Annotated in this window: 21 protein-coding genes and 2 tRNA genes; 9 read left to right on the top strand and 14 right to left on the bottom strand. The window is 63.8% G+C overall.

The window, feature by feature from the left end:
* Positions 1-3 precede the first annotated feature (3 nt).
* Positions 4-879, bottom strand: a complete 876-nt coding sequence (locus tag AC1DXS_RS05010) for an NAD kinase (RefSeq protein WP_436156629.1) — start codon at positions 877-879, stop codon at positions 4-6.
* A 48-nt stretch (positions 880-927) separates the two neighbouring features.
* Here AC1DXS_RS05010 and hrcA point away from each other — a divergent pair, with 48 nt between their 5' ends.
* Together hrcA and AC1DXS_RS05000 are read left to right on the top strand one after the other, a co-directional pair.
* Entirely contained in the window at positions 928-1,947 is a 1,020-nt protein-coding gene (gene hrcA, locus AC1DXS_RS05005; RefSeq protein WP_477736466.1) for a heat-inducible transcriptional repressor HrcA, read from the top strand.
* A gap of 57 nt (positions 1,948-2,004) precedes the next feature.
* Positions 2,005-2,081: transfer RNA gene (locus tag AC1DXS_RS05000), tRNA-Ile, on the top strand.
* A gap of 161 nt (positions 2,082-2,242) precedes the next feature.
* Here the strand turns inward: AC1DXS_RS05000 and AC1DXS_RS04995 are convergent.
* From AC1DXS_RS04995 to AC1DXS_RS04955, 9 genes are all read right to left on the bottom strand, one after another.
* Entirely contained in the window at positions 2,243-3,361 is a 1,119-nt protein-coding gene (locus AC1DXS_RS04995) for a mannitol dehydrogenase family protein (protein WP_477736465.1), read from the bottom strand.
* A gap of 13 nt (positions 3,362-3,374) precedes the next feature.
* Positions 3,375-4,385 carry a zinc-binding alcohol dehydrogenase family protein gene (locus tag AC1DXS_RS04990; protein WP_477736464.1) on the bottom strand — a complete coding sequence of 337 codons (1,011 nt, stop codon included), beginning with the start codon at positions 4,383-4,385 and terminating at the stop codon, positions 3,375-3,377.
* A gap of 21 nt (positions 4,386-4,406) precedes the next feature.
* On the bottom strand, positions 4,407-4,736 hold the full coding sequence (locus AC1DXS_RS04985; RefSeq protein ID WP_477736463.1) for an L-rhamnose mutarotase: 330 nt from the start codon (positions 4,734-4,736) through the stop codon (positions 4,407-4,409).
* Positions 4,737-4,753: 17 nt separating this feature from the next.
* Positions 4,754-5,590 carry an amidohydrolase family protein gene (locus tag AC1DXS_RS04980; protein ID WP_477736462.1) on the bottom strand — a complete coding sequence of 279 codons (837 nt, stop codon included), beginning with the start codon at positions 5,588-5,590 and terminating at the stop codon, positions 4,754-4,756.
* A gap of 7 nt (positions 5,591-5,597) precedes the next feature.
* Positions 5,598-6,602, bottom strand: a complete 1,005-nt coding sequence (locus AC1DXS_RS04975; RefSeq protein WP_477736461.1) for an aldo/keto reductase — start codon at positions 6,600-6,602, stop codon at positions 5,598-5,600.
* Between the two features lie 55 nt (positions 6,603-6,657).
* A complete protein-coding gene (locus AC1DXS_RS04970; protein ID WP_477736460.1) occupies positions 6,658-7,602 on the bottom strand; it encodes a substrate-binding domain-containing protein in 945 nt (314 codons plus the stop codon).
* Positions 7,603-7,661: 59 nt separating this feature from the next.
* On the bottom strand, positions 7,662-8,645 hold the full coding sequence (locus tag AC1DXS_RS04965; protein ID WP_477736459.1) for an ABC transporter permease: 984 nt from the start codon (positions 8,643-8,645) through the stop codon (positions 7,662-7,664).
* 20 nt (positions 8,646-8,665) lie between these two features.
* Complete coding sequence (locus tag AC1DXS_RS04960; RefSeq protein ID WP_477736458.1) at positions 8,666-10,222, bottom strand: sugar ABC transporter ATP-binding protein; 1,557 nt, start codon at positions 10,220-10,222, stop codon at positions 8,666-8,668.
* A 224-nt stretch (positions 10,223-10,446) separates the two neighbouring features.
* Entirely contained in the window at positions 10,447-11,157 is a 711-nt protein-coding gene (locus AC1DXS_RS04955; protein WP_477736457.1) for a FadR/GntR family transcriptional regulator, read from the bottom strand.
* A gap of 363 nt (positions 11,158-11,520) precedes the next feature.
* Here AC1DXS_RS04955 and AC1DXS_RS04950 point away from each other — a divergent pair.
* From AC1DXS_RS04950 to greB, 3 genes are all read left to right on the top strand, one after another.
* Positions 11,521-11,597, top strand: a tRNA-Arg gene (locus AC1DXS_RS04950).
* Positions 11,598-11,756: 159 nt separating this feature from the next.
* Entirely contained in the window at positions 11,757-12,008 is a 252-nt protein-coding gene (locus AC1DXS_RS04945; RefSeq protein WP_477736456.1) for a hypothetical protein, read from the top strand.
* Positions 12,009-12,051: 43 nt separating this feature from the next.
* A complete protein-coding gene (greB, locus tag AC1DXS_RS04940) occupies positions 12,052-12,621 on the top strand; it encodes a transcription elongation factor GreB (RefSeq protein WP_477736455.1) in 570 nt (189 codons plus the stop codon).
* A 9-nt stretch (positions 12,622-12,630) separates the two neighbouring features.
* Here greB and AC1DXS_RS04935 read toward each other — a convergent pair whose 3' ends face one another.
* From AC1DXS_RS04935 to AC1DXS_RS04920, 4 genes are all read right to left on the bottom strand, one after another.
* Positions 12,631-14,877 (bottom strand): RelA/SpoT family protein, encoded by a 2,247-nt coding sequence (locus AC1DXS_RS04935; protein ID WP_477736454.1) that lies wholly within the window; start codon positions 14,875-14,877, stop codon positions 12,631-12,633.
* A 139-nt stretch (positions 14,878-15,016) separates the two neighbouring features.
* Positions 15,017-15,220, bottom strand: a complete 204-nt coding sequence (gene rpoZ / locus AC1DXS_RS04930) for a DNA-directed RNA polymerase subunit omega (protein ID WP_092132810.1) — start codon at positions 15,218-15,220, stop codon at positions 15,017-15,019.
* A gap of 40 nt (positions 15,221-15,260) precedes the next feature.
* Positions 15,261-15,881 (bottom strand): guanylate kinase, encoded by a 621-nt coding sequence (gene gmk / locus AC1DXS_RS04925; protein WP_477736453.1) that lies wholly within the window; start codon positions 15,879-15,881, stop codon positions 15,261-15,263.
* Positions 15,882-15,927: 46 nt separating this feature from the next.
* The gene (locus AC1DXS_RS04920; RefSeq protein ID WP_477736452.1) at positions 15,928-16,845 is read right to left on the bottom strand and encodes a YicC/YloC family endoribonuclease; all 918 of its coding nucleotides are present in this window, start codon (positions 16,843-16,845) and stop codon (positions 15,928-15,930) included.
* A gap of 77 nt (positions 16,846-16,922) precedes the next feature.
* Between AC1DXS_RS04920 and AC1DXS_RS04915 the strand changes: the two genes are divergently transcribed.
* The 4 genes from AC1DXS_RS04915 (at position 16,923) to rdgB (ending at position 20,311) form a co-directional block, all read left to right on the top strand.
* Positions 16,923-17,930, top strand: a complete 1,008-nt coding sequence (locus AC1DXS_RS04915; RefSeq protein ID WP_007874747.1) for a serine/threonine protein kinase — start codon at positions 16,923-16,925, stop codon at positions 17,928-17,930.
* A complete protein-coding gene (locus AC1DXS_RS04910; RefSeq protein WP_477736451.1) occupies positions 17,927-18,835 on the top strand; it encodes a PP2C family protein-serine/threonine phosphatase in 909 nt (302 codons plus the stop codon). The genes AC1DXS_RS04915 and AC1DXS_RS04910 overlap by 4 nt, the downstream gene beginning before the upstream one ends.
* Positions 18,836-18,925: 90 nt before the next feature.
* Positions 18,926-19,654, top strand: coding sequence for a ribonuclease PH (gene rph / locus AC1DXS_RS04905; RefSeq protein WP_477736450.1), 729 nt, complete (start codon positions 18,926-18,928; stop codon positions 19,652-19,654).
* Positions 19,655-19,696: 42 nt separating this feature from the next.
* Positions 19,697-20,311, top strand: coding sequence for an RdgB/HAM1 family non-canonical purine NTP pyrophosphatase (gene rdgB / locus AC1DXS_RS04900; protein WP_477736449.1), 615 nt, complete (start codon positions 19,697-19,699; stop codon positions 20,309-20,311).
* Positions 20,312-20,373 lie beyond the last annotated feature (62 nt).

The following is a 20,373-nucleotide window of genomic DNA, read 5'->3' as shown; positions in this document are numbered from 1 at the left end:
CGTTCAGGCCACGCCTTCATTCCAGTGGAGTTTTTTGCGCAAGGTGTCAAAGTAGCTCCAGCCCTTGGGGTGCAGAAAGCGCATCTGGTGTTCCGAGCGCCTGACGGTGATGCGGTCGCCGTGCAGCAGGCTGGCCAACGACTGCATGTCGAAGTTGGCGCTGGCGTCCCGGCCGGCGACGATTTCAATCGTGATCTCGCCCGAATCGGACAGCACGATAGGCCGGTTCGACAGGGTGTGCGGCGCGATGGGCGCCAGCACCCAGCCGGCAATCGACGGGTGCAGCAGCGGGCCGCCGGCGGACAGCGCGTAGGCCGTGGAGCCGGTGGGCGAGGCGATGATCAGGCCGTCGGCACGCTGGTTGGCCACGAAGCGGCCGTCGACTTCGACGCGAAGCTCGACCATGCCGGCGGTCGCGCCGCGGTTGACCACCACGTCGTTCATGGCGGTGGCGCTGAAGACGCAGCGGCCGTCGCGCACGACCTTGGCCTGCATCATCCAGCGGCGGTCTTCCTCGTACTCGCCGCGCAGCATGGGAATCAGGGTGTTCTGGTAGTCCTCGAAGGCGATGTCGGTGATGAAGCCGAGCCGGCCCTGGTTGATGCCCACCAGCGGAATGCCGAACTGCGCCAGCAGCCGGCCTATGCCCAGCATGGTGCCGTCGCCGCCGACCACCAGGGCCAGGTCGCACTGGGCACCTATACCGGCCGCGTCCAGCGTCGGGAATTGTGTCAGGCCCGTGTTGCTGGCGGTGTCCTGCTCGATCGCGACCTCGCAGCCCTGGGTGCCCAGGAAGTGCGCGATGTCCTCCAGCGCCGACCGGGAACCTTGTGCGTGGTACTTGCCGATCAGGGCGACATGGCGGAATTGCGACTTCATCGGCAAATTACATCACAACATCCGCCCCAAGCTTCGTAGAATGTCTGCATGCTTGATGATCGTGCGCGGTTGCTTCTCAAGGCGCTGGTGGAGCGCTACATTGCCGACGGGCAACCGGTGGGCTCCCGCACGCTGTCCAAGGCCTCGGGCCTGGAACTGTCCCCCGCCACGATACGCAATGTGATGAGCGATCTCGAGGAGCTCGGCCTGATCGTCAGTCCGCACACCTCGGCCGGCCGCATCCCCACGGCGCGCGGTTACCGCCTCTTCGTCGATACCATGCTGACCGCGCAGCGCGACCCGTTCTCCGCCGCCGGCCAGATAGGCGCCCCGCGGCTGGCGCCCGACCAGCCGCAAAAGGTGCTCAGCAACGCGGCGCATATGCTGTCCAGCCTGTCGCAGTTCGTCGGTGTGGTCATGGCGCCGCGCCGCACTTCGGTGTTCCGCCATATTGAGTTTTTGCGCCTTTCTGAAAAACGCTTCCTCGTGATCATCGTCTCGCCCGACGGCGACGTGCAAAACCGGGTCATCTTCACCGAGGCCGACTACACCCAGTCGCAGCTGGTGGAGGCCGCCAATTTTCTCAATTCACACTACGCCGGCATGGCCATCGAGGAAGTGCGCGAGCGCCTGAAGAACGAGGTCGAGGCGCTGCGCGGTGAGATCGCCACGCTGATGCAGGCCGCGGTCAAGGTCAGCTCCGAAGCCATCGAGTCGCGCGATGAGGTCGTGATTTCAGGCGAGCGCAACCTGCTGGCCGTCAGCGATTTCTCGGGCGATATGGGCAACCTGCGCAAGCTGTTCGACCTCTTCGAGCAAAAAGCGCAGCTGATGCGCCTGCTCGACGTGTCCAGCCGCGCCGAGGGTGTTCGCATCTATATAGGCGGCGAAAGCCAGGTCATTCCCTACCAGGAGTTGTCGGTGGTGACCGCGCCCTACGAGGTCGACGGCCAGGTCGTGGGCACGCTGGGCGTCATTGGCCCCATGCGCATGCCCTACGAAAAAATGATCCAGATCGTCGATATCACCTCCAAACTGGTCAGCACTGCCCTCAGCCACAGCAAGTAGGGCTAAGAACCTGTCCGTGAACAGGTTCTCAACGCCCTTACAATCTCCCTCTTGTGTGGGGCGTTAGCTCAGTTGGTTAGAGCAGAGGACTCATAATCCTTTGGTCGAGTGTTCAAGTCACTCACGCCCTACCATTTCTTCAGCGTTGACAATGATTTAGGTGATTCCGGGTTCTGCAGAATCCTGCCGGATACCGCCGAAACCTTCATTGCCGGCGGACGGCTCGCCCGGATGCCTTCTCCTTGAGTTACCCCGAAGCCCGGCCCCAGGGCAGATTTCGGCGGAACTCGACATCCTACTTTTCAGACAACGCACTGCGTAGTTGCAACTGCGCGATAGGCAGCCGCAATTCCTCAGCGCGCTGCACCACCGGCGCCAGGCGCCGCTGCTTTTTCTCGGCGTGGTTTTTGGCGATGTCGGCCAGGCGGTGTTCCAGAAATGGGTTCAGCAGCCGGTCGCGCAGCTCTTCCAGGTAGGGGCGGGCTGCGGCGCCGCGCCCCTCGGCATCCAGCACCGGCAGAACCTCTTGTGCCCACACGGCTTCCAGCGGGTTGCGCAGCGCCGATGTGCGCATGGCCTGCAGCACCGTCATGTCGGGCGGGCCGCCCAGCAGTTGCCAGCGCTCGGCCAGAAAAGTGTGGCCCAGGTTCAGCAGCCAGAGCTTGCGTTGTTCAAAGGTGGCAAGGTCGTCGGTCTGCACGATGGCCGGGTGGCTGCAGGGCAGCACCATGCGGTCTTGCTGTTCCAGCGCCCACAGCGCATACGGCTCGGCCACCGCACCGGCGGGCTCCAGCGGAGACGAAACGATGCGGTCCACCAGGGAATTCACCCATACGCAATGCGTTTGCAGGTAATGGATGAAGGCGGGCGGCGCACCCCAGTCCAGCGCCAGATCACGCACGATGGCGCGCAGCGTCTCGCCGTTGCGACTCACCAGCTCGCAGGGGTAGAGCGTCAGCGGCGCCTCGGGCCGGCGCTCCCAGCGGTGGTGCAGCAGCACCAGCAGCTTGGCGGGGTAGCTGCGGGGTGTGGCATGGGGTGTTTGCAGCAGCGCGGCCTGGTCGGCGGCATCCAGCACATAGCCGGCGTCCGCCGTGTTGGACACGATGACCTGCACGCTGTCGGCCATGGCGGCGCGCAGCAACGCCCAGTCGCGGTCGGCATGCCATACCGTCTGGATGGAATCCACTTGCACGGTGGTCTGCACGGGCTGGCCTTGTTGCATGCCACGCACTTCCACCCGGTAGCCCTGCGCCAGTACGGCGGCGCGCGCGCTGCTCTGCGGGCTACCCGTGCTTTGCACCACGGTGACGCGGCCCAGCGCCTGGCCTCGCCGTAGCGCGTCGGACACAAACAGGTCCACATGCGCCTGCAAAAACCGGCCCGTGCCGAACTGCAAAATGCAATGACTCACATGCGCTCCCGCTTCAGCACTCGATGAGCGCCTTGACCACGCCCTGCGTGGGGTCCAGCAAGGTCTCGAAGCTGGTGGGCACCTCGGCCAGCGGCATGCGGTGGGTGTTGAGTGCAGCCGTGGGAATCTTTCCGGCGCGCATGGCGGCCAGCACGGTCTCGAAGTCTTCCACCGTGGCGTTGCGGCTGCCCAGCAGTGTGGCCTCGCGCTTGTGGAACTCCGGGTCCGAGAAGGTGATGTTGTCCCGCACCACCGACACCATGACGTACTTGCCCCCGTGCGCGATGAACTGGAAGCCGCGCTCCATGGCACGCGCATTGCCGGTGGCGTCAAACACCACGTCATAGAACTCACCCTGCGTCAGTGCGCCCAGTTCCTCGTGGTCGTTGGGGCCGATGAGCACGCCCGCGTGTGCGCCCAGGTGCCGCCTGCAAAATGCCACGCGTTCGGCGCGTGTGTCCAGTGCCGTCACCTGCGCGCCGCGCAGGCCCGCAAACAACAGGGCCGCCATGCCGATGGGCCCGGTGCCCACGACCAGTACGCGCTGGCCGGGCTTTATCTCGGCACGGCGCACCGCGTGGGCGCCTATGGACAGGAATTCCACCATGGCGGCCTGGTCCAGGCTCACGCCTTCGGCCTTGTGCACAAAGGCCGCCGGCACACACAGGTATTCGGTAAAGGCGCCGTCACGGTGCACGCCCAGCACCTGGATGTTGACGCAGCAATTGGTCTTGCCCTGGCGGCAGGCAATGCAGTTGCCGCAGGACAGGTAGGGCATGACAAACACCGGGTCACCGGCGGTGAGCTTGCTGCCTTCGGGCGCTTCTTCCACGGTACCGGAAATTTCATGGCCCATGACCCGCGGGTAGGCCAGGTAGGGCTGGTTGCCGGTGAAGATGTGCAGGTCGGTGCCGCACACGCCCACGCGCCGCACGCGCACCAGCACCTCGCTGGCCTGGCGCGTGGGGCGCGGGTTTTCCTGGGCTCGCAGTACGCCGGGGGTTTCGCAAATAACTGTCAACATGGTGTTCCTTGGGGAGTGGGGTTAATCGGTGTGGAATACGGACTCCATGGCTGCCCAGTGCTCTCCCGGGCTGCGGGATTCCAGCGGGCGCTGGCAGGGGCCGCACAGCGACCACCAGCGCTGGGTTTGCGAATCGGCGGCGATGGCGGCCATGTCCGCGTCGAAGTTCCGGCCGTGGTATTCCCAGTAGCCAAACAGCAGGTTTTCGGGTTCGCGCAGGAAGATGCTGTAGTTGCGCACCTGTGACTGGTGGATGCGTTGCAGCACGGCGGGCCAAACGGCCGCGTGCAGGCGTTTGTACTCGGCGATGTGTTGAGGGTCTATGCCGATGACCCAGCCCATTCGTTGCATGGCAGTCTTCCGATGTTCTAGTCGAGGTGGTAAATGCGCCGCGCGTTACCGCCAAAAATGGCGGCAATGTGCGTGTCATCCGTGTCTGGCCGGCCCCTGCACAGCGCGTGCGCCATGGCCAGCCAGTCGGAATATCCGGCGGCCAGGTTCAGCACCGGCCAGTCGCTGCCCCAGATCAGGCGCTCTGCGCCAAACGTGGCAAACAGGTGCGCGACGTAGGGCTCCAGTGCAGAGGCCCGGGCGTGTACGCCGGCTTCGGTCAGCAGGCCCGAGAGCTTGCAGTGAATCTGGGGCAGGGCGGCCAGGGCGGCCATGTCCCGGCGCCACGGGTCCAGCCGGCCCAGCGCGATTTCGGGTTTGGCCGCGTGGTCGATGACGATGGGAAGATCCGGGTGCCGCTGCGCAAAGGCCAGGAGGGCGCCCAGGTGCTGCGGCAGCACCAGCGCGTCAAACACCAGGCCGTGCGCCTGCATGGCGGCGATGGCGGGAGTGAGCGCGGCCTGGGCAATCCAGTACGAGTCAGGCAGGTCCTGCAGCATGGGGCGCAGGCCCTTGAGCTTGCGGCGGCGGGCCAGCGCCGTGATCTGCGCGGGTGCGTCCGTCGCCAGCAGATCCACCCAGCCCACGACGCCCTTCACCATCGGGTGCTGGTCGGCCAGTTGCAGAAGCTGCAGGGTGTCGGCCACCGTGGGCAGCGATTGCACCAGCACCGTGCCGGCGACACCGGTTTGCGCCAGCAGTGGCTCCAGGTCGGCGGGGTCAAAGTCGCGGTGGATGGGCGCCAGTGCGGGCGGTGGCCAGTGGCCTACGCGGTCGGCCAGGCGCCAGAAGTGCTGGTGGGCGTCGATCAGCATGGCGGCCTCAGGCGGGTACCGGCGCGTCCGGGTGCAGCAGCCCGCGTGTGCGCAGGGTTTGCCACAGGGCGGCGGGAATGGGCTGCTCCAGCCAGGCCGCGTTCTGCCACAGTTGGGCCGCGGTGTGCGTGCCGGTGACACAGGACACCACGGCCGGGTGCGCCAGCGGAAACTGCATGGCCGCAGCGGGAAGGGGAACGTTGAACTCGGCGCACACGGTGCTCAGCGCGTGCACACGCGCCACCACTTCGGCAGGAGCTTCGGCGTAATTGAATTTGGTGTCGCCGACCAGGATGCCGGAATTGAACGGGCCCGCCGCCACGATGGCATTGCCGCGGCGCAGGCATTTGTCCATGAGGGTGAGGCTGTCCTGCTCCAGCAGGGTGTAGCGCCCGGCCAGCATGGTGCAGTCCAGGTCGAACTCGCGCATGCTGTCCTGCACCACCTGCCATTCGTTCACCCCCAGGCCCACAGCCCGGGTGGCGCCGCTGCGGCGCAGCTCGTCCAGCGCGCGGAAGCCGCCGCCCGTGGTCAGTTGCTGCCAGTAATGGGTGTGCCGTTCACCGTGGGTGTCCGTGCCGATGTCGTGCACATAGAGGATGTCGATGTGCGCCAGGCCCAGCCGCTGCTGGCTGTCCTCAAAGGAGCGCATCACGCCGCTGTAGCTGTAGTCGTACACGGGACGAAACGGATAGGGGTTGGCCCAGCCGCCGTCGCCCGGCGCCACGCCGGCATCGGGGCGCAGCAGCCGGCCCACCTTGGTGCTCACCACAAATTCATGGCGCGCGCGTTCGGCCAGCTGGGCGCCCAGCCGGTGTTCCGAGCGGGTGTAGCCGTAGTAGGGCGCGGTGTCGAAGTAGCGCACACCCGCCGTCCAGGCGCTGGCGAAAACGCCTTCCACTTCGCGGGCGCTGGTGGCGCGGTACAGACCCCCCATTTGCGAGCAGCCCAGGCCCAGGGCCGTGAGCTCCAGGTCAACGCGGGGGAGTTTTTTGAGATCCGTGGTGTGCATAGGGCCGTCCCCCGGGCGTGTGGCGCCGCAGGGGGTGCTTCAGGAAAAAAGGGATTCAGTAGAGAACGTTCTTGGCGGCGGGGCTGTCGATGTTTTTCTTGTTCACCATCAACACGCCGGTGTCGCGGAAGCGGGGAACCTTCTTGCCCTCCACCAGCTCCACCACGGTCTTCACGCCCAGGTTGCCCATCTCGTAGGCGCTTTGCACGGCAATCGCCTCGATGGTGCCGTCCTTCACAAACCCTTGCAGGTCGGAGTTGCCGTCAAAACCGATGGCCACGACCTTGCCGGCCTTGCCGGTTTGGGCCAGCGCGCGGCCCATGCCGATAGCGGTGGGCTCGTTGGCGCCGAAGATGCCCTTCAGGTCGGGGTTGGCAGCCAGCACGTCCGTGGTCTGGTTCAATGCGGTGCCCATTTGCGAGTTGGAATAGAAGGGGCCGACGATCTGCAGCTTCGAGTGCGCCTTCACATAGTCGATGAAGCCGCCCACGCGCCCGATTTCAGAGCCCGAACCGGCGGTGTAGGACATCACGGCGATCTTGCCGGTGGTGCCGATTTTGTCGATCAGGGTCTTGGCCGACATTTCGCCCGCGACCTTGTTGTCGGTGGCCAGGAAGGACTGGTAGTAGGCTTTGCCGGCGTCGGAGGCGGCGGAGTCGATCAGCACCACGGGAATCTTGGCTTCCCAGGCCTTCTTCATCGCGGGGATCAGCGCGTCGGGGTCGGACGGGGCCAGCACAATGCCTGCCACCTTGCGGTTCACGGCGTTTTCCACCAGCGCCACCTGGCCGGCCAGGTCGGTGTCGGAGGCGGCGCCCTGGAAGGTTGCGGTGTAGCCCTTGGACTTGCCGGCGGCGTCGTTCGAGCCTTTCTTCACGTTTTGCCAGAAGTCGGAGTTGGTCGTCTTCACGATCACGGCGATTTCCTTGTCAGCCGCCATGGCCAGGGACGATGCGGCCACCAGGGCCGATGCAATCAGGGTGCTCAGCAGTTGTTTCATGTCATTCCTCTTTATCGATGGGTTGTTGTGAATGTCCCGGTAAGCCCTGCCGGTAGGGATCACTTGCGATGACGCATCTGGTCTATCCATACCGTGAGCAGGATGACCAGGCCAATCAGGATCTGTTGGGTGAAGGCGGAGACGCCGCTCATGTTCAAACCGTTTCGCAGGATGCCGATCACAAAGGCGCCGATCACGGTGCCGGAGATCGTGCCCACGCCGCCGGTAAGCGAGGTGCCGCCGATGACGGCGGCCGCAATGGCGTCGAGTTCGTACATCAGGCCTTCGCTGGGCTGCGCGGTGACCAGGCGCGACATCAGCACGCAACCCGTCAGGCCGGCCAGCAGGCCGGAGAACACATAGGCAAACAAGGTGACGCGTTGCACGTTCACGCCCGAAAGGCGTGCCGCTTCCAGGTTGGAGCCCACGGCATACAAGTGCCGGCCCAGCGTGGCACGGTTCAGCAGGATGGACACGGCCACCGCCAGCACGATCATCAGCAGCACGGGGTAGGGAATGCCTATGAACACCACATCCGGGAAGCCGTCCGCCCCCATGTTCACCACGCGCCACAGCGAGCCGTTGCCCAGCTCGGCAAAGCTGTCGCCCAGGCCGCCGATGGCCTTGGCATCCGTAATCTGCAGTGCCACGCCGCGCGCGACCAGCATCATGCCCAGCGTGGCAATAAAGGGTGGCAGCTTCAGCACCGTCACGCACAGCCCGTTGATGAGGCCGCACAGGGCGCCCACCAGGAGGCCCGCCAGCATGGCCAGCGGCACGGGTGCCCCGGCCTTGGTCGCCATGGCTGCAACCACGCCCGCCAGCGCCAGGATGGCGCCCACCGACAGGTCGATGCCGCCCGTGATGATCACGCAGGTGGCGGCAATGCCCAGGTAGGCGATGGAAGTGACCTGCAGCGCCACGGTCATGCCGTTGCCCACGGTGAAGAAGGCGTTGCTGGTGAACGAAAAAATCGCGATCAGGCCCAGCAGGCTGGCCAGCGCGGCAAATTTCTGGAGCAGGTCTTGTTGTCGTTCGGTCATAGGTCGGTTCGAGGGGAAACTCAGGGATGGTTGGGGATGCTGCGGCCCGAGGCGTAGTGCATGACTTCCTCCTGGCTGGTCTCGCGGGTGGCCAGCACAGTGACAAGGCGCCCTTCGTGGAACACCGCCACGCGGTCGGTCATGCCCATGATCTCGGGCAGCTCCGAGCTGATCATCAAGACGCCGATGCCCTGGCCTGCGAGCTGGTCCAGCAGCTGGTAAATCGCGTACTTGGCGCCCACATCAATGCCGCGTGTGGGCTCGTCAAAAAACAGGATGCGCGATTCGCGGAACAGCCATTTGCTGATGACCAGCTTTTGCTGGTTGCCGCCCGAGAGCAGGCGCACGATCTGGCTGCTGCTCGGGGTGCGGATGTCCAGGGCCTTGATATAGCGGGCGGCGGCCGCCTGCTCCTGGTCGAAGCGGATCATGCCGGCGCGGTTGGACACTGCGTCCATACTGGCCAGCGTGATGTTCTGCGCCACGGTCATCTTCAGCGCCAGGCCATCGTGCTTGCGGTCTTCCGACAGGTAGGCCAGGCCGTGGCGCACCGCATCGCGCGGCGAGCGGATGGCAACCCGCTGTTCGCCCAGCAACACCTCGCCGGCGTCCAGCGGCTCGGCGCCGAAGATGGCGCGCGCCACTTCGGTGCGGCCCGCGCCCATGAGGCCGGCAAAACCCAGAATCTCGCCACGCCGCAGCTCGAAGCTCACGTCGTGGAACACGCCGCGGCGAGTCAGCCCCTGCGCGCGCAGCAGCACCTCGGGTGTTGGCACGGAGTTGCGCTTGGGGAACACGTCGTCCAGCGAGCGCCCCACCATCTTGGCCACGATCTGCTCCACGCTGGTGTCGACAAAGCGGTCGGTGCCCACATAGCGTCCGTCGCGCAGCACGGTGACGCGGTCCACGATCTGGGCCAGTTCATCGAGCCGGTGCGAGATGTAGACAATGCCCACGCCCGCGCGCTTGAGTTCGTGGATGATGGCGAAGAGTTTTTCGGTTTCCGATTCGGTCAGCGACGAGGTGGGCTCATCCATGATGAGCACCTGCGCGTTGAGCGACAGGGCCTTGGCAATCTCCACCATCTGCTGCTGCGCCACCGACAAGGTCTTGACCAGCACGTCCGGCGCGATGTCCAGGCCCAGCCGGTTCAGGCACTGCTGCGCATTGCGGCGCAGCGCAGCGCGGTCGATCAGCCAGCCTTTGCGCGGCTCGCGTGCCAGGAAGATGTTTTCGGCCACCGACAGGTGGGGCACCAGGTTCAGCTCCTGGTGGATGATGGCGATGCCCACGGCCTCGGAGTCGGCGGTGGAGCGGAAGGTGCATGGCTCGCCGCGGTAGTGCAGGGCGCCCGCGTCGGGCAGGTATTGCCCGCTGACGACCTTCATCAGGGTGGATTTGCCGGCGCCGTTTTCGCCGCACACCGCATGCACCTCCCCGCGGCGCACGTCAAAGCTCACGCCGTCCAGCGCCAGCACTCCGGGGAAGCGTTTGGTAATGCCGTCCAGCCGCAGCAGCACGTCTGCCGAGGCACTGGGTGCTTCGGAATGCAGGGGATGGGACACGGATGGCAGCAATGCGGGCTCCTCTGGGGTTGTCAAGGACCGCGAGAGGAGACATTTGCCGATTGCAAATTGGTAAGGCCACCTGACGCGATTGGTCGTATTTGGCCTTACCAAATTAGGGCTGCGCACCGGTGTTTACCCGCAATTCGGGTCGAAACGAGCTGAAAAGGTGCGAAAAAAAGCCCGTGCGAGTGCACAGGCCTGACCAATTGGTGGCGAGAGAGGGCGGCCTTAGCTCAAGACCATTCGCGCTGGTTGTTTTCCACCCAGCGCTGTTCGGAGGCCAGCAGGTGCATGCGCAGCGCGGTTTGTGCGGCCAGCACRTCGCGGTTTTCCATGGCGCGCAAAATCGCCTCGTGCTCCTGTAGCGCGATGGCCCAGGTCTGGCCCGATTCGGAGTGCGCACTTACCCGTGTGGCAATCGGACTGTGTCGCTCGTCAAACAGCTCGCCCACCATGCGCTCCAGCACGGAGTTGCCGGTCATGGCGGCAATGGTCATGTGAAACTGGCGGTCAAACACCAAAGGGGAACGGTCTTGCGCCACCGCCGCCAGCATGTTGTCCAGGATCTGGCGCAGTGCGGCCAAGGCCTGGGGAGTGGCCTTCGCGCAGGCCAGTTGCACCACCGTGCCCTCGATGGCGGCGCGCGCCTGCATCAGTTCGATGGGGCTTTCGCCCATCGCGGCCAGGGCCTGGGGCTTGCGTTGGGCTGCATTGCACACGTACACGCCGGCGCCCATGCGGACTTCCACGCTGCCTTCAATTTCCAGGGCAATCAGGGCCTCGCGCACAGAGGGGCGGGATACACCCAGCTGCTGGGCCAGGTCCCGCTCAGGCGGCAGGCGCATGCCGGCGGTGTAGTTGCCATTATCAATGAAGGTGCGTATCTGGTCCGCGATCTGTTGGTACAACCGACGGTTGTCGACCTGTTTGAGTTGCTCCAGCATGGGTCCTCCGCTGGCTGCAGTTTACGCGACCGTGGCATCAGGCATCGCCATGCGGGCCAAAAGGTCAGGCCAATCTGGGTTTTGATATTTTGGCCTTACCCACCTGGGGTCTAAGCTTTCATTGCCCTCTGTCTTGCTGCCGATGCGGTTCGGTGAGCTTGGCAATGTGGGAGCGGCCCGCGGCCGTTGGTGCCCGGCCGGCGTATGGCGTGGAGCGCGACGCCGTGCTGGTGCGGGCCTTGCGACCGACCGAAAGCCGGCGCTGCAACCATTGCGCATGTGCACTGCCACTATGGGGTCCTTTGATCGAGTGCTCGAGCCGCTCGCGATAGGCCATTTAAATAGGTTATAATTTGAGGCTTAGCGGCTGTAGCTCAGTTGGATAGAGTACTTGGCTACGAACCAAGGGGTCGTGGGTTCAATTCCTGCCAGCCGCACCACTTTCATTAGTGATTTGAATAGCTTAGAGGCTTATCCCTCTAGGCTATTTTTCTTTGCGCGATGCCTTTTAGTGGTTTTCCTGGGGCCAAGCGGCTCCCGATGGGCTGTACGCCACACAGGTGCTCCGTTATTCTGGATGCCTATTCCGGAGGAGAGACATGGAAGCACTGAAGGTCGAGGACCACGGCGATTGGTTGAGTTTTGGGATATCGCATGCGGGCAAGGCGATTCCCGTGAAGATTTCACGCGAGGTCATGGAGGAGTTTTTCGGCGCTGCGCCCGGAGATCCCCTGAAAAAAGCCTACGAGCTTGACGCCGAGATGATCCATGCGCGTGCCGCCGACCTGGTCGTGGCGGGCACGAACTACACGCCTGACAATCCCCTGGTCCTGAGGATGGAAGATTTCTAGGGCATTCGCGGCTGGCGGCCATGAATGCTAAGGTGGCCGGAGCATGAACAAAGCCTTTACCAAAGAAACCGACGAGTCCGAGGACGATGAGCCCGCGCTCGCGCCCCTGCCCGGCGGGGGCAAAAACTACATCACGCCGCAGGGTTACGAGCGCCTGCGCGGCGAACTGCTGGATCTGATCGACAACGAGCGCCCCAAGATGGTCGAGATCGTCCACTGGGCCGCCAGCAACGGCGACCGTTCGGAAAACGGCGACTACCACTACGGCAAAAAACGCCTGCGTGAAATTGACAGGCGCATACGCTTCCTGACAAAAAGGCTGGAAATCGCTGAAGTCAGCAATCCCTCCATCCACTACGGCAGCGACCAGGCCTTTTTCGGCGCCACCGTGACCTATGCCGATGGCGAAGGCACCGAGCGCGTGGTGACCATACTGGGAATCGACGAGGCCAACAGTGCCCTGGGACAGATCAGCTGGATATCGCCCGTGGCCAGGGCGCTGCTCAAGTCTCGCGTGGGAGATGAGGTAAACCTGATGACGCCACAGGGCCTGCAGTCGCTGGAAGTACTCAAGGTGGACTATCCGGCGCCCGACGAACGCGCTTCGGGCTGAGCCAACGGACTATCCGGTCGATTTGGCCCGCTGTACCCTCAGAACAGAGGGGGTGCGCTTGACGCTTCGCAGGGCCGAAGCCAGGTGCACCCGGTCACGCACCGCCACGCCAAAGCGCAGGTCGGTCGCGTCGTGCGAGGGCTCCTGTTCCATGTCGACGTGGGTGATGTCGGCCTCGGCGCTCGCCAGCGCGGCCGCCACCCTGGCCAGCACACCCTTGCCGTTGGACACCGTCACCAGCAGATTTGTGTCAAAGGTGCGCACCGGTTCGTCCGACCAGTCGACCGCGATGAAGCGCTCACTGTCCCGATGCTGCAGGCGCTTGGCGACCGCGCAGTCGTCGGTGTGTATGACCAGCCCCTCGCCGCGGCCCAGATAGCCCACGATGCCGTCGCCCGGTATGGGCCGGCAGCAGGGTGCGAACTGAACCGAAGCGCCTTCGCTGCCGTCGATCACCAGGCCGCCTTGCGACACCGACTCATGGGCGGTGTAGCGCTCGCGGCTCATCAGCAAGGCATTGGGTTTTTCGCCGGTCTCGGCAAGCAGGGTGACGATGCGCTTGGCGACCATGCTGGCGATGCGCTTGCCCAGGCCGATGTCGGTCAGCAGGTCGGCGCGCGTGCGGTTGCCGGTAAAGCGCAGGATTTTTTCCCAGGTGGCGTGGTGGGCCTCGTCGTCTTCGGGCAGGCGATCCCGCTCTATGCCCTCGGCCCGCAGCGCCTGCGCAAGCATTTTTTCGCCCAGCTCCTGYGATTCCGACAGCGCCATGGTCTTGAGGTGGTGGCGAATCTTGGAACGCGCCTTGCCCGTGCGCACAAACCCCAGCCAGCCCGGGTTCGGGCTGGAAACCGAAGCCGTGATGATCTCGATCACGTCGCCGTTGTGCAGTTCTGAGCGCAGCGGCACCTGCTCGCCGTTGACCTTGGCGGCGACGGCGCGGTGGCCCACGTCGCTGTGGATGGCATAGGCGAAGTCCACGATGGTCGCGCCGCGCGGCATGGCCATGATCTGGCTTTTCGGCGTGAACACATACACCGCTTCGGGAAACAGGTCGATCTTGACGTGGTCCCAGAACTCGGCCGCATCGCGCGTTTCCTGCTGGATGTCGAGCAGCGACTGCAGCCACTGCGTGCCCAGGCGCTGCGAGGCGTCGCTGTCCGGGTCGGTGGCCTTGTAGAGCCAGTGGGCCGCCACGCCGGACTCGGCCACCACATGCATGGCCTCGGTGCGCATCTGGAACTCGATGTTGGTGCCGAAGGGGCCGACCAGCGTGGTGTGCAGCGACTGGTAGCCGTTGATCTTGGGAATCGCGATGTAGTCCTTGAACTTGCCCGGCAGCGGTTTGTAGAGCTGGTGCAGCACGCCCATGGCGGTGTAGCAGGCGGTCAGGTCCTTGACGATCACCCGGAAACCGTAGAGGTCGGTGACCTGGGCAAAGGAAAGGTGCTTTTCGTCCATCTTGCGGTAGATGGAATACAGCGTCTTTTCGCGCCCCGAGATGACCACGGGTACCTGCGCATTGGCAAAGGCCGATTCGACCTCGCCCTGGACCCGCTTGATCACGTCGCGCCGGCGGCCACGCGCCTTTTGCAGCGCCTTGGTCAGGGTGGCGTAGCGCCAGGGGTGCAGGTGCTGGAAGGAGAGGTCCTGCAGTTCGCGGTAGGTGGTGTTCAGGCCCAGGCGGTGGGCGATGGGCGCGTAGATGTCCAGGGTTTCGCGCGAGATGCGCGTCCACTTGGCGCGTGGGACGTCGCCCAGGGTGCGCATGTTGTGGGTGCGGTCGGCGAGCTTGATCAGGATGACGCGCACGTCGCGCGCCATGGCCAGCAGCATCTTGCGGAAGGACTCGGCCTGGTTTTCCTCGCGGGTGTTGAACTCCAGCTTTTCGAGCTTGGTCAGCCCGTCCACCAGTTCAGCCACCGGGGCGCCAAAGCGGTCTATCAGTTCGGGCTTGGTGACGCCGCAGTCCTCGATCGCGTCGTGCAGCAGGGCGGCCATGAGCGCCTGCGCATCCAGCTTCCATTCGGCGCACTGCTGCGCCACGGCAATCGGGTGGGTGATGTAGGGCTCGCCGCTGTTGCGCAACTGGCCCAGGTGGGCCTCGTCGGCGAAACGGTAGGCGCGGCGGACATTGTCGATGTCGGCGGCGCTCATGTAGTCCAGCCTGGCCGTGAGCGCGGCAAAACTCGCGGCCGCGGCATTGGCGGCGGCCGGGGTCGATTTGCTGGCAACAACAGGCGAAAGCATGGCGCTCATGCCTTAAATGTATCGCGGCATGAATAAAACGTGGAAAAAATGGACTTTGGAACCCGTTTGGATCGTAAACAGGTTCCCGGCGATCCGAAAACGAAAAAAGCACCGGTATTCGGTGCTTTTTGCGAAGTTGGGCAGTGTGTCAGGTGGGGACTTTTTTCAGCATTTCCAGGCCGATTTTGCCTTCCGCGATTTCGCGCAGGGCGGTCACGCCGGGCTTGTTCTTGCTTTCGATCTTGGCGGCATGGCCTTGGCTGAGCATGCGCGCGCGGTAGGTGGCGGCCAGCACCAACTGGAAGCGGTTGGGGATTTTCTCGAGGCAATCTTCGACGGTAATGCGGGCCATGGTGATCTCCGGTGTGATCGATAACTAAAAAGCGCAGGAATCAGGGAATTTGAAGGGCCTGGAAGGTCTCGGCACGGGCACGTCGCTGGGCCGAAAACTTGAGCCGCTGGGCATGCACAATGGTTTTCAGGTCGAAAACCGCCCGCTCAAACAACTCGTTGATTATAACGAAGTCGAATTCCCGGGCCTGGGCCATCTCCAGGGCCGCATTTTTGAGCCGCAACTCGATGACCTCGGGGCTGTCCTCGCCGCGCCGCTGCAGACGGGAGCGCAGCTCTTCCCAACTGGGCGGCAGGATGAAGATCAGCACCGCGTTGGCAAAAATCCGCTTGATATTGATGGCGCCCTGGAAGTCGATCTCCAGGATCACGTCGGCGCCATGGGCTACCCGCTCTTCAATGGTCTGGCGCGAGGTGCCGTAGCGGTGGCCGTGCACATGGGCCCATTCCAGGAAGGCGTCGCGCGCCACCATGCCGTCGAACTCCTCGGTGGACAGGAAGAAGTACTCCCTGCCGTGCTTTTCCTGCCCACGCGGGGGGCGGGTGGTGTGTGACACCGAGGGCTGGATGCGTGAATCCAGCTCCATCAAGGCCTTTACCAGGCTGGATTTGCCCGCCCCGCTGGGGGCGGCCACGACAAAGAGGTTTCCGGGATAGTCCATGCGTTCAGGGCGGTGAGTGCTTATATATATGAGGGCGGCCAGGCGGCTATTCGATGTTCTGGACCTGCTCGCGGATCTGCTCGATCAGGACCTTCATGTCCACCGAGATACGGGTCAGTTCCAGGGACGCTGATTTGGACCCCAGTGTATTGGCTTCGCGGTGCAGCTCTTGGATCAGGAAATCCAGGCGCTTGCCGAGTTCACCGCCGCTGGCAAGCAGGCGGTCGATTTCGTCGAGGTGCGAGGACAGCCGGGTGATTTCTTCCGCCACGTCGATGCGTATGGCGAAGGCTGTGGCCTCGGTCAGGGCGCGGTCCTGGGCGATTTCAGGCAGCGCGCCGCTGTCGGACAGGGCCATGGCCTCTTTCCAGCGCTCCAGGAAGCGGGTTTTTTGCTGCTCCACCAGTTTAGGAACCATGGGCACGGCCTGCGCTGCGAGGGCACGCAACTGCGCGGTGCGGTCCAGCAACATCTCTGCCAGGCGGGCGCCTTCCCGTTCACGGGCCGCCATCAGCTCTTTCAGGGCTTTTTTGGCCAGCTTGACCAGCTCCTCACTGTGGTCGTGTGGCTTTTTGTCTTCATTCGTCGCAATTCTGAGAATATCTGCGACGCTGAGCGCCGCCGCCTGCGGCAACCAGGACTTGATGCTGTCCTCCAGCGAGCCCAGGCGCTGCAGGGTCGCGGAGGAGGGCGCGCGCAGGCTGCCCGACGAGGCGCTTTCAAGGGACACGCGCACTTCGACCTTGCCGCGCTTGAGTTTGCCGGTGAGCAGTTCGCGCAGTGCCGGTTCGGCCTGCCGCAGTTCGTCGGGCAGGCGGAAAGCCAGGTCCAGGAAGCGGCTGTTCACGGAGCGTATTTCAACGCCCAGGCGTGAGCTTGCGTCCGGGCCCGATTCAGTTTCCGGTGCGGACGGCGCCATGCTTGATTGCACGGTCGCATAACCCGTCATGCTGTAAACTGACATTTGTAGATACGCTTTACTAGACTAGAGAGAGAACCAAGACCCAGGCGGACATTGTCGTGCCCGGGCAACCCCAAATTATGTCAAAGGTCAAGCCTGCACCATTGCCGCCCGACACCGTGATTGGTGGCTATCGTGTTGTGCGAAAGCTTTCGGCCGGGGGCTTCGGGGTAGTTTACTTGGCCGTCGACAACGAAGGCCAGCAGGTCGCCATCAAGGAATACCTGCCGTCTTCCCTGGCCAGCCGCTCACCGGGCGAACTGCTTCCCCAGGTCCAGCCCGAAAAACTCTCGCTGTACCGCCTGGGGCTCAAAAGCTTCTTCGAAGAAGGCCGCTCCCTCGCCCAGATTTCCCACGGCTCCGTGGTCAGCGTGCTGAACTTCTTCCGCGAGAACGAAACCGTCTACATGGTGATGAACTACCTGGAAGGCGGCACCCTTCAGGACTTCATCATCACGGCCCGTGAGCTCAAAAAGCAGAAGGTCTTCCGCGAGTCGACCATCCGTTCGCTGTTCGATGAAATCCTGCGCGGCTTGCGCATCGTGCACCAGCACAAGATGCTGCACCTGGACATCAAGCCCGCCAACATCTTCATCACCGACGACAACCGCGCCGTGATGATCGACTTCGGCGCCGCACGCGAGGTGCTGAGCAAGGAAGGCAACTTCATCCGCCCCATGTACACCCCCGGCTTTGCCGCCCCCGAGATGTACCGCCGCGACTCTTCCATGGGACCCTGGACTGATATCTACGCGATAGGCGCCTGCATTTACGCCACCATGCAGGGCTACCCGCCCAACGACGCACCCCAGCGCCTCGAAAAAGACCGTTTGTCGCTCGCCCTGTCGCGCCTGCGTGGGGTTTATTCCGATAACCTGATCGAGGTAGTAGAGTGGTGCATGTCCCTCGATCCGCTGTCGCGGCCGCAGTCGGTTTTTGCCCTGCAAAAAGAGTTGAGCCGCGAAGGCGAGCGCCGCTACACCAAGCTCACCGTCAGCGAAAAGGTTCGCCTGCAGTTTGACAACATGGTGTCCGATACCAAAAAATCCGCGCGCAAGGCCACCGGCTACGCGACCAAATTCAAATGAAATTCTCAGTCTTTCAGGTCAGCCGCAAAGGCGGGCGCGAAAAGAACGAAGACCGCATGGGCTATTGCTACACGCGTGAATCGGGCCTCTTCGTGCTGGCCGACGGCATGGGCGGCCATCCTGAAGGCGAAGTCGCGGCCCAACTGGCCCTTCAGACCATCTCGGCGCTCTACCAGAAGGAAGCGCGCCCGGTTATTGAAGACACCACCGAATTTCTCTCCACCGCCCTGATGGCGGCGCACCACCAGATCATCCGCTACGCCAGCGAAAAAGGCATGCTGGACACCCCCCGCACCACGCTGGTAGCCGCTATCCTGCAGGGCTCGGGTGCCACATGGGTGCACTGCGGCGATTCGCGCCTCTATGTCGTGCGCGACGGCGAACTGCTCACACGCACCCGCGACCATTCCTACCTCGAACAGCAAAGCGCCGGCGTCATCAAGCTCGAGCGCATCAATCGCAACATCCTCTTTACCTGCCTGGGCTCGCCCACCAAGCCGGTCTTCGACGTCGCCGGCCCTGTCACCCTGCAGCAGGGCGACAAGCTGCTGCTGTGTTCCGACGGCCTCTGGGGCAGCCTCAGCGATGCCGAAATCGTGCGCCACCTGGCCGGCAAGAGCGTGTCCGACGCGGTGCCCGACCTGGTCGAAAATGCCCTCCGCACCGGCGGCGAACACAGCGACAACGTCACTGTGCTGGCCATGGAGTGGGAAACGCCAGACGCCTTTGAATCCACCCGCGGTGTGTCCACCGACACCGACAGCATCATGGACGGCGTGTTCGCTTCCACCATCCAGGCCGGCGTGCTCGACACCATGGTCGACGACCTCGACGAAGCCACCATAGAGCGCTCGATCGCCGAGATCAACGAAGCCATACGCCGCTCGGCCGCCAAAAAAGCCTGATACCGCGGCCTTTGGGCCGGTATCGGCTATACAGCCTTTCGTTCCTTTTCACTTCGCCGATCCCTCGGCGTTTTTGCAGAAAGCCATCCCATGAGCCAGTTTGAACGAAGCGGCGCACGCGCCGCCGATGCCCTGCGCAATGTGCGCATCACCCGCCACTACACCGCCTATGCTGAAGGCTCGGTGCTGATCGAATTCGGCGGCACCAAGGTGCTCTGCACCGCCTCCGTGGAAGAAAAAGTCCCCGGCCACAAAAAAGGCAGCGGTGAAGGCTGGGTCACCGCTGAATACGGCATGTTGCCGCGCTCCACCCATACCCGCAGCGACCGCGAGGCTGCCCGCGGCAAACAAAGCGGCCGCACCCAGGAAATCCAGCGCCTCATAGGCCGCTCCATGCGCTCCGTGTTTGATTTGAAGAAACTCGGCGAACGCACCATACACCTTGATTGCGACGTCATCCAGGCCGACGGGGGCACCCGCACCGCCAGCATCACCGGCGCGTTTGTCGCCGCGCAGGATGCGGTCAACACCCTGATCGCCGGCGGCAAGCTCACGCAAAGCCCCATCATCGACCAGGTCGCCGCCATCTCGGTCGGCATCGTGCAGGGAACGCCGCTGCTGGACCTCGAATACACCGAAGACTCTGCCTGCGACACCGACATGAACGTCGTCATGACAGGCGCCGGCAATTATGTCGAAGTGCAAGGCACGGCCGAAGGCGCTGCGTTCTCACGCAAGGAAATGGATGCGCTGCTGGTGCTCGCCGAAAAAGGCATACGCGAACTCGTCGCCCTGCAAAAGCAGGCGCTGGCCGCCTGATCGCCGATCGCGCACATCCGGCTTTTCGTCCTTTTTCCATCTATGAAAAAAATCGTTCTGGCCTCCAACAACAAGGGCAAGCTCGCCGAACTCAACGCCATGTTCGCGCCCCTGGGGCTTGAGCTTGTAAGCCAGGCCGAGCTGGGCCTGCCCGAGGCCGAAGAGCCCTTTCGCACCTTTGTGGAAAACGCCCTCGCCAAAGCCCGCCAGGCCTCCCGCCTCAGCGGCCTGCCGGCGCTGGCCGACGATGCGGGACTGTGTGTCGATGCCTTCGGCGGCCTGCCTGGCGTCGACACCGCGTTTTACGCGACCCGCTTCGGCTACACCAAGAGCGACGACAACAACGTCAAGGCCTTGCTGGAGCAGATGGCCCACCTGGCCCAGCCCGCTGAACGCCGCGCCGCGCTGGTCAGCACCCTGGTGGCCGTGCGATCCGACAAAGACCCCGAGCCGCTGATTGCCTCCGGCCGCGTCGCAGGCCAGATCGCGCCGGCGCCCATGGGCGAAAACGGTTTTGGCTTTGATCCCGTGATGTTCATCCCCGAGTTCGGCAAAACTTTTGCGCAGTTGCCTGTCGAAGTCAAAAACGCCAATAGCCACCGCGGCAAGGCCGCGCGCCGCATGATAGAGCTCATGCGCGAGCAATGGTTAACATGACTCACCCCGTGGCTTTGCGCACTTCGTGTCGCAGCCTCCCCCTCAAGGGGCGGCACCTGCGG

This window comes from Polaromonas sp. P3_B1, assembly GCF_056402935.1.
Note: the sequence above shows the minus strand (reverse complement) of the source record. Positions and strands in the feature narration are given on the sequence as shown.

Coding starts and splice junctions, on each gene's coding strand:
- AC1DXS_RS05010 (WP_436156629.1), bottom strand. CDS start 879: ATGAAGTCGCAATTCCGCCATGTCGCCCTGATCGGCAAGTACCACGCA.
- hrcA (WP_477736466.1), top strand. CDS start 928: ATGCTTGATGATCGTGCGCGGTTGCTTCTCAAGGCGCTGGTGGAGCGC.
- AC1DXS_RS04990 (WP_477736464.1), bottom strand. CDS start 4,385: ATGTTGACAGTTATTTGCGAAACCCCCGGCGTACTGCGAGCCCAGGAA.
- AC1DXS_RS04985 (WP_477736463.1), bottom strand. CDS start 4,736: ATGCAACGAATGGGCTGGGTCATCGGCATAGACCCTCAACACATCGCC.
- AC1DXS_RS04980 (WP_477736462.1), bottom strand. CDS start 5,590: ATGCTGATCGACGCCCACCAGCACTTCTGGCGCCTGGCCGACCGCGTA.
- AC1DXS_RS04975 (WP_477736461.1), bottom strand. CDS start 6,602: ATGCACACCACGGATCTCAAAAAACTCCCCCGCGTTGACCTGGAGCTC.
- AC1DXS_RS04970 (WP_477736460.1), bottom strand. CDS start 7,602: ATGAAACAACTGCTGAGCACCCTGATTGCATCGGCCCTGGTGGCCGCA.
- AC1DXS_RS04965 (WP_477736459.1), bottom strand. CDS start 8,645: ATGACCGAACGACAACAAGACCTGCTCCAGAAATTTGCCGCGCTGGCC.
- AC1DXS_RS04945 (WP_477736456.1), top strand. CDS start 11,757: ATGGAAGCACTGAAGGTCGAGGACCACGGCGATTGGTTGAGTTTTGGG.
- greB (WP_477736455.1), top strand. CDS start 12,052: ATGAACAAAGCCTTTACCAAAGAAACCGACGAGTCCGAGGACGATGAG.
- rpoZ (WP_092132810.1), bottom strand. CDS start 15,220: ATGGCCCGCATTACCGTCGAAGATTGCCTCGAGAAAATCCCCAACCGC.
- gmk (WP_477736453.1), bottom strand. CDS start 15,881: ATGGACTATCCCGGAAACCTCTTTGTCGTGGCCGCCCCCAGCGGGGCG.
- AC1DXS_RS04920 (WP_477736452.1), bottom strand. CDS start 16,845: ATGTCAGTTTACAGCATGACGGGTTATGCGACCGTGCAATCAAGCATG.
- AC1DXS_RS04915 (WP_007874747.1), top strand. CDS start 16,923: ATGTCAAAGGTCAAGCCTGCACCATTGCCGCCCGACACCGTGATTGGT.
- AC1DXS_RS04910 (WP_477736451.1), top strand. CDS start 17,927: ATGAAATTCTCAGTCTTTCAGGTCAGCCGCAAAGGCGGGCGCGAAAAG.
- rph (WP_477736450.1), top strand. CDS start 18,926: ATGAGCCAGTTTGAACGAAGCGGCGCACGCGCCGCCGATGCCCTGCGC.
- rdgB (WP_477736449.1), top strand. CDS start 19,697: ATGAAAAAAATCGTTCTGGCCTCCAACAACAAGGGCAAGCTCGCCGAA.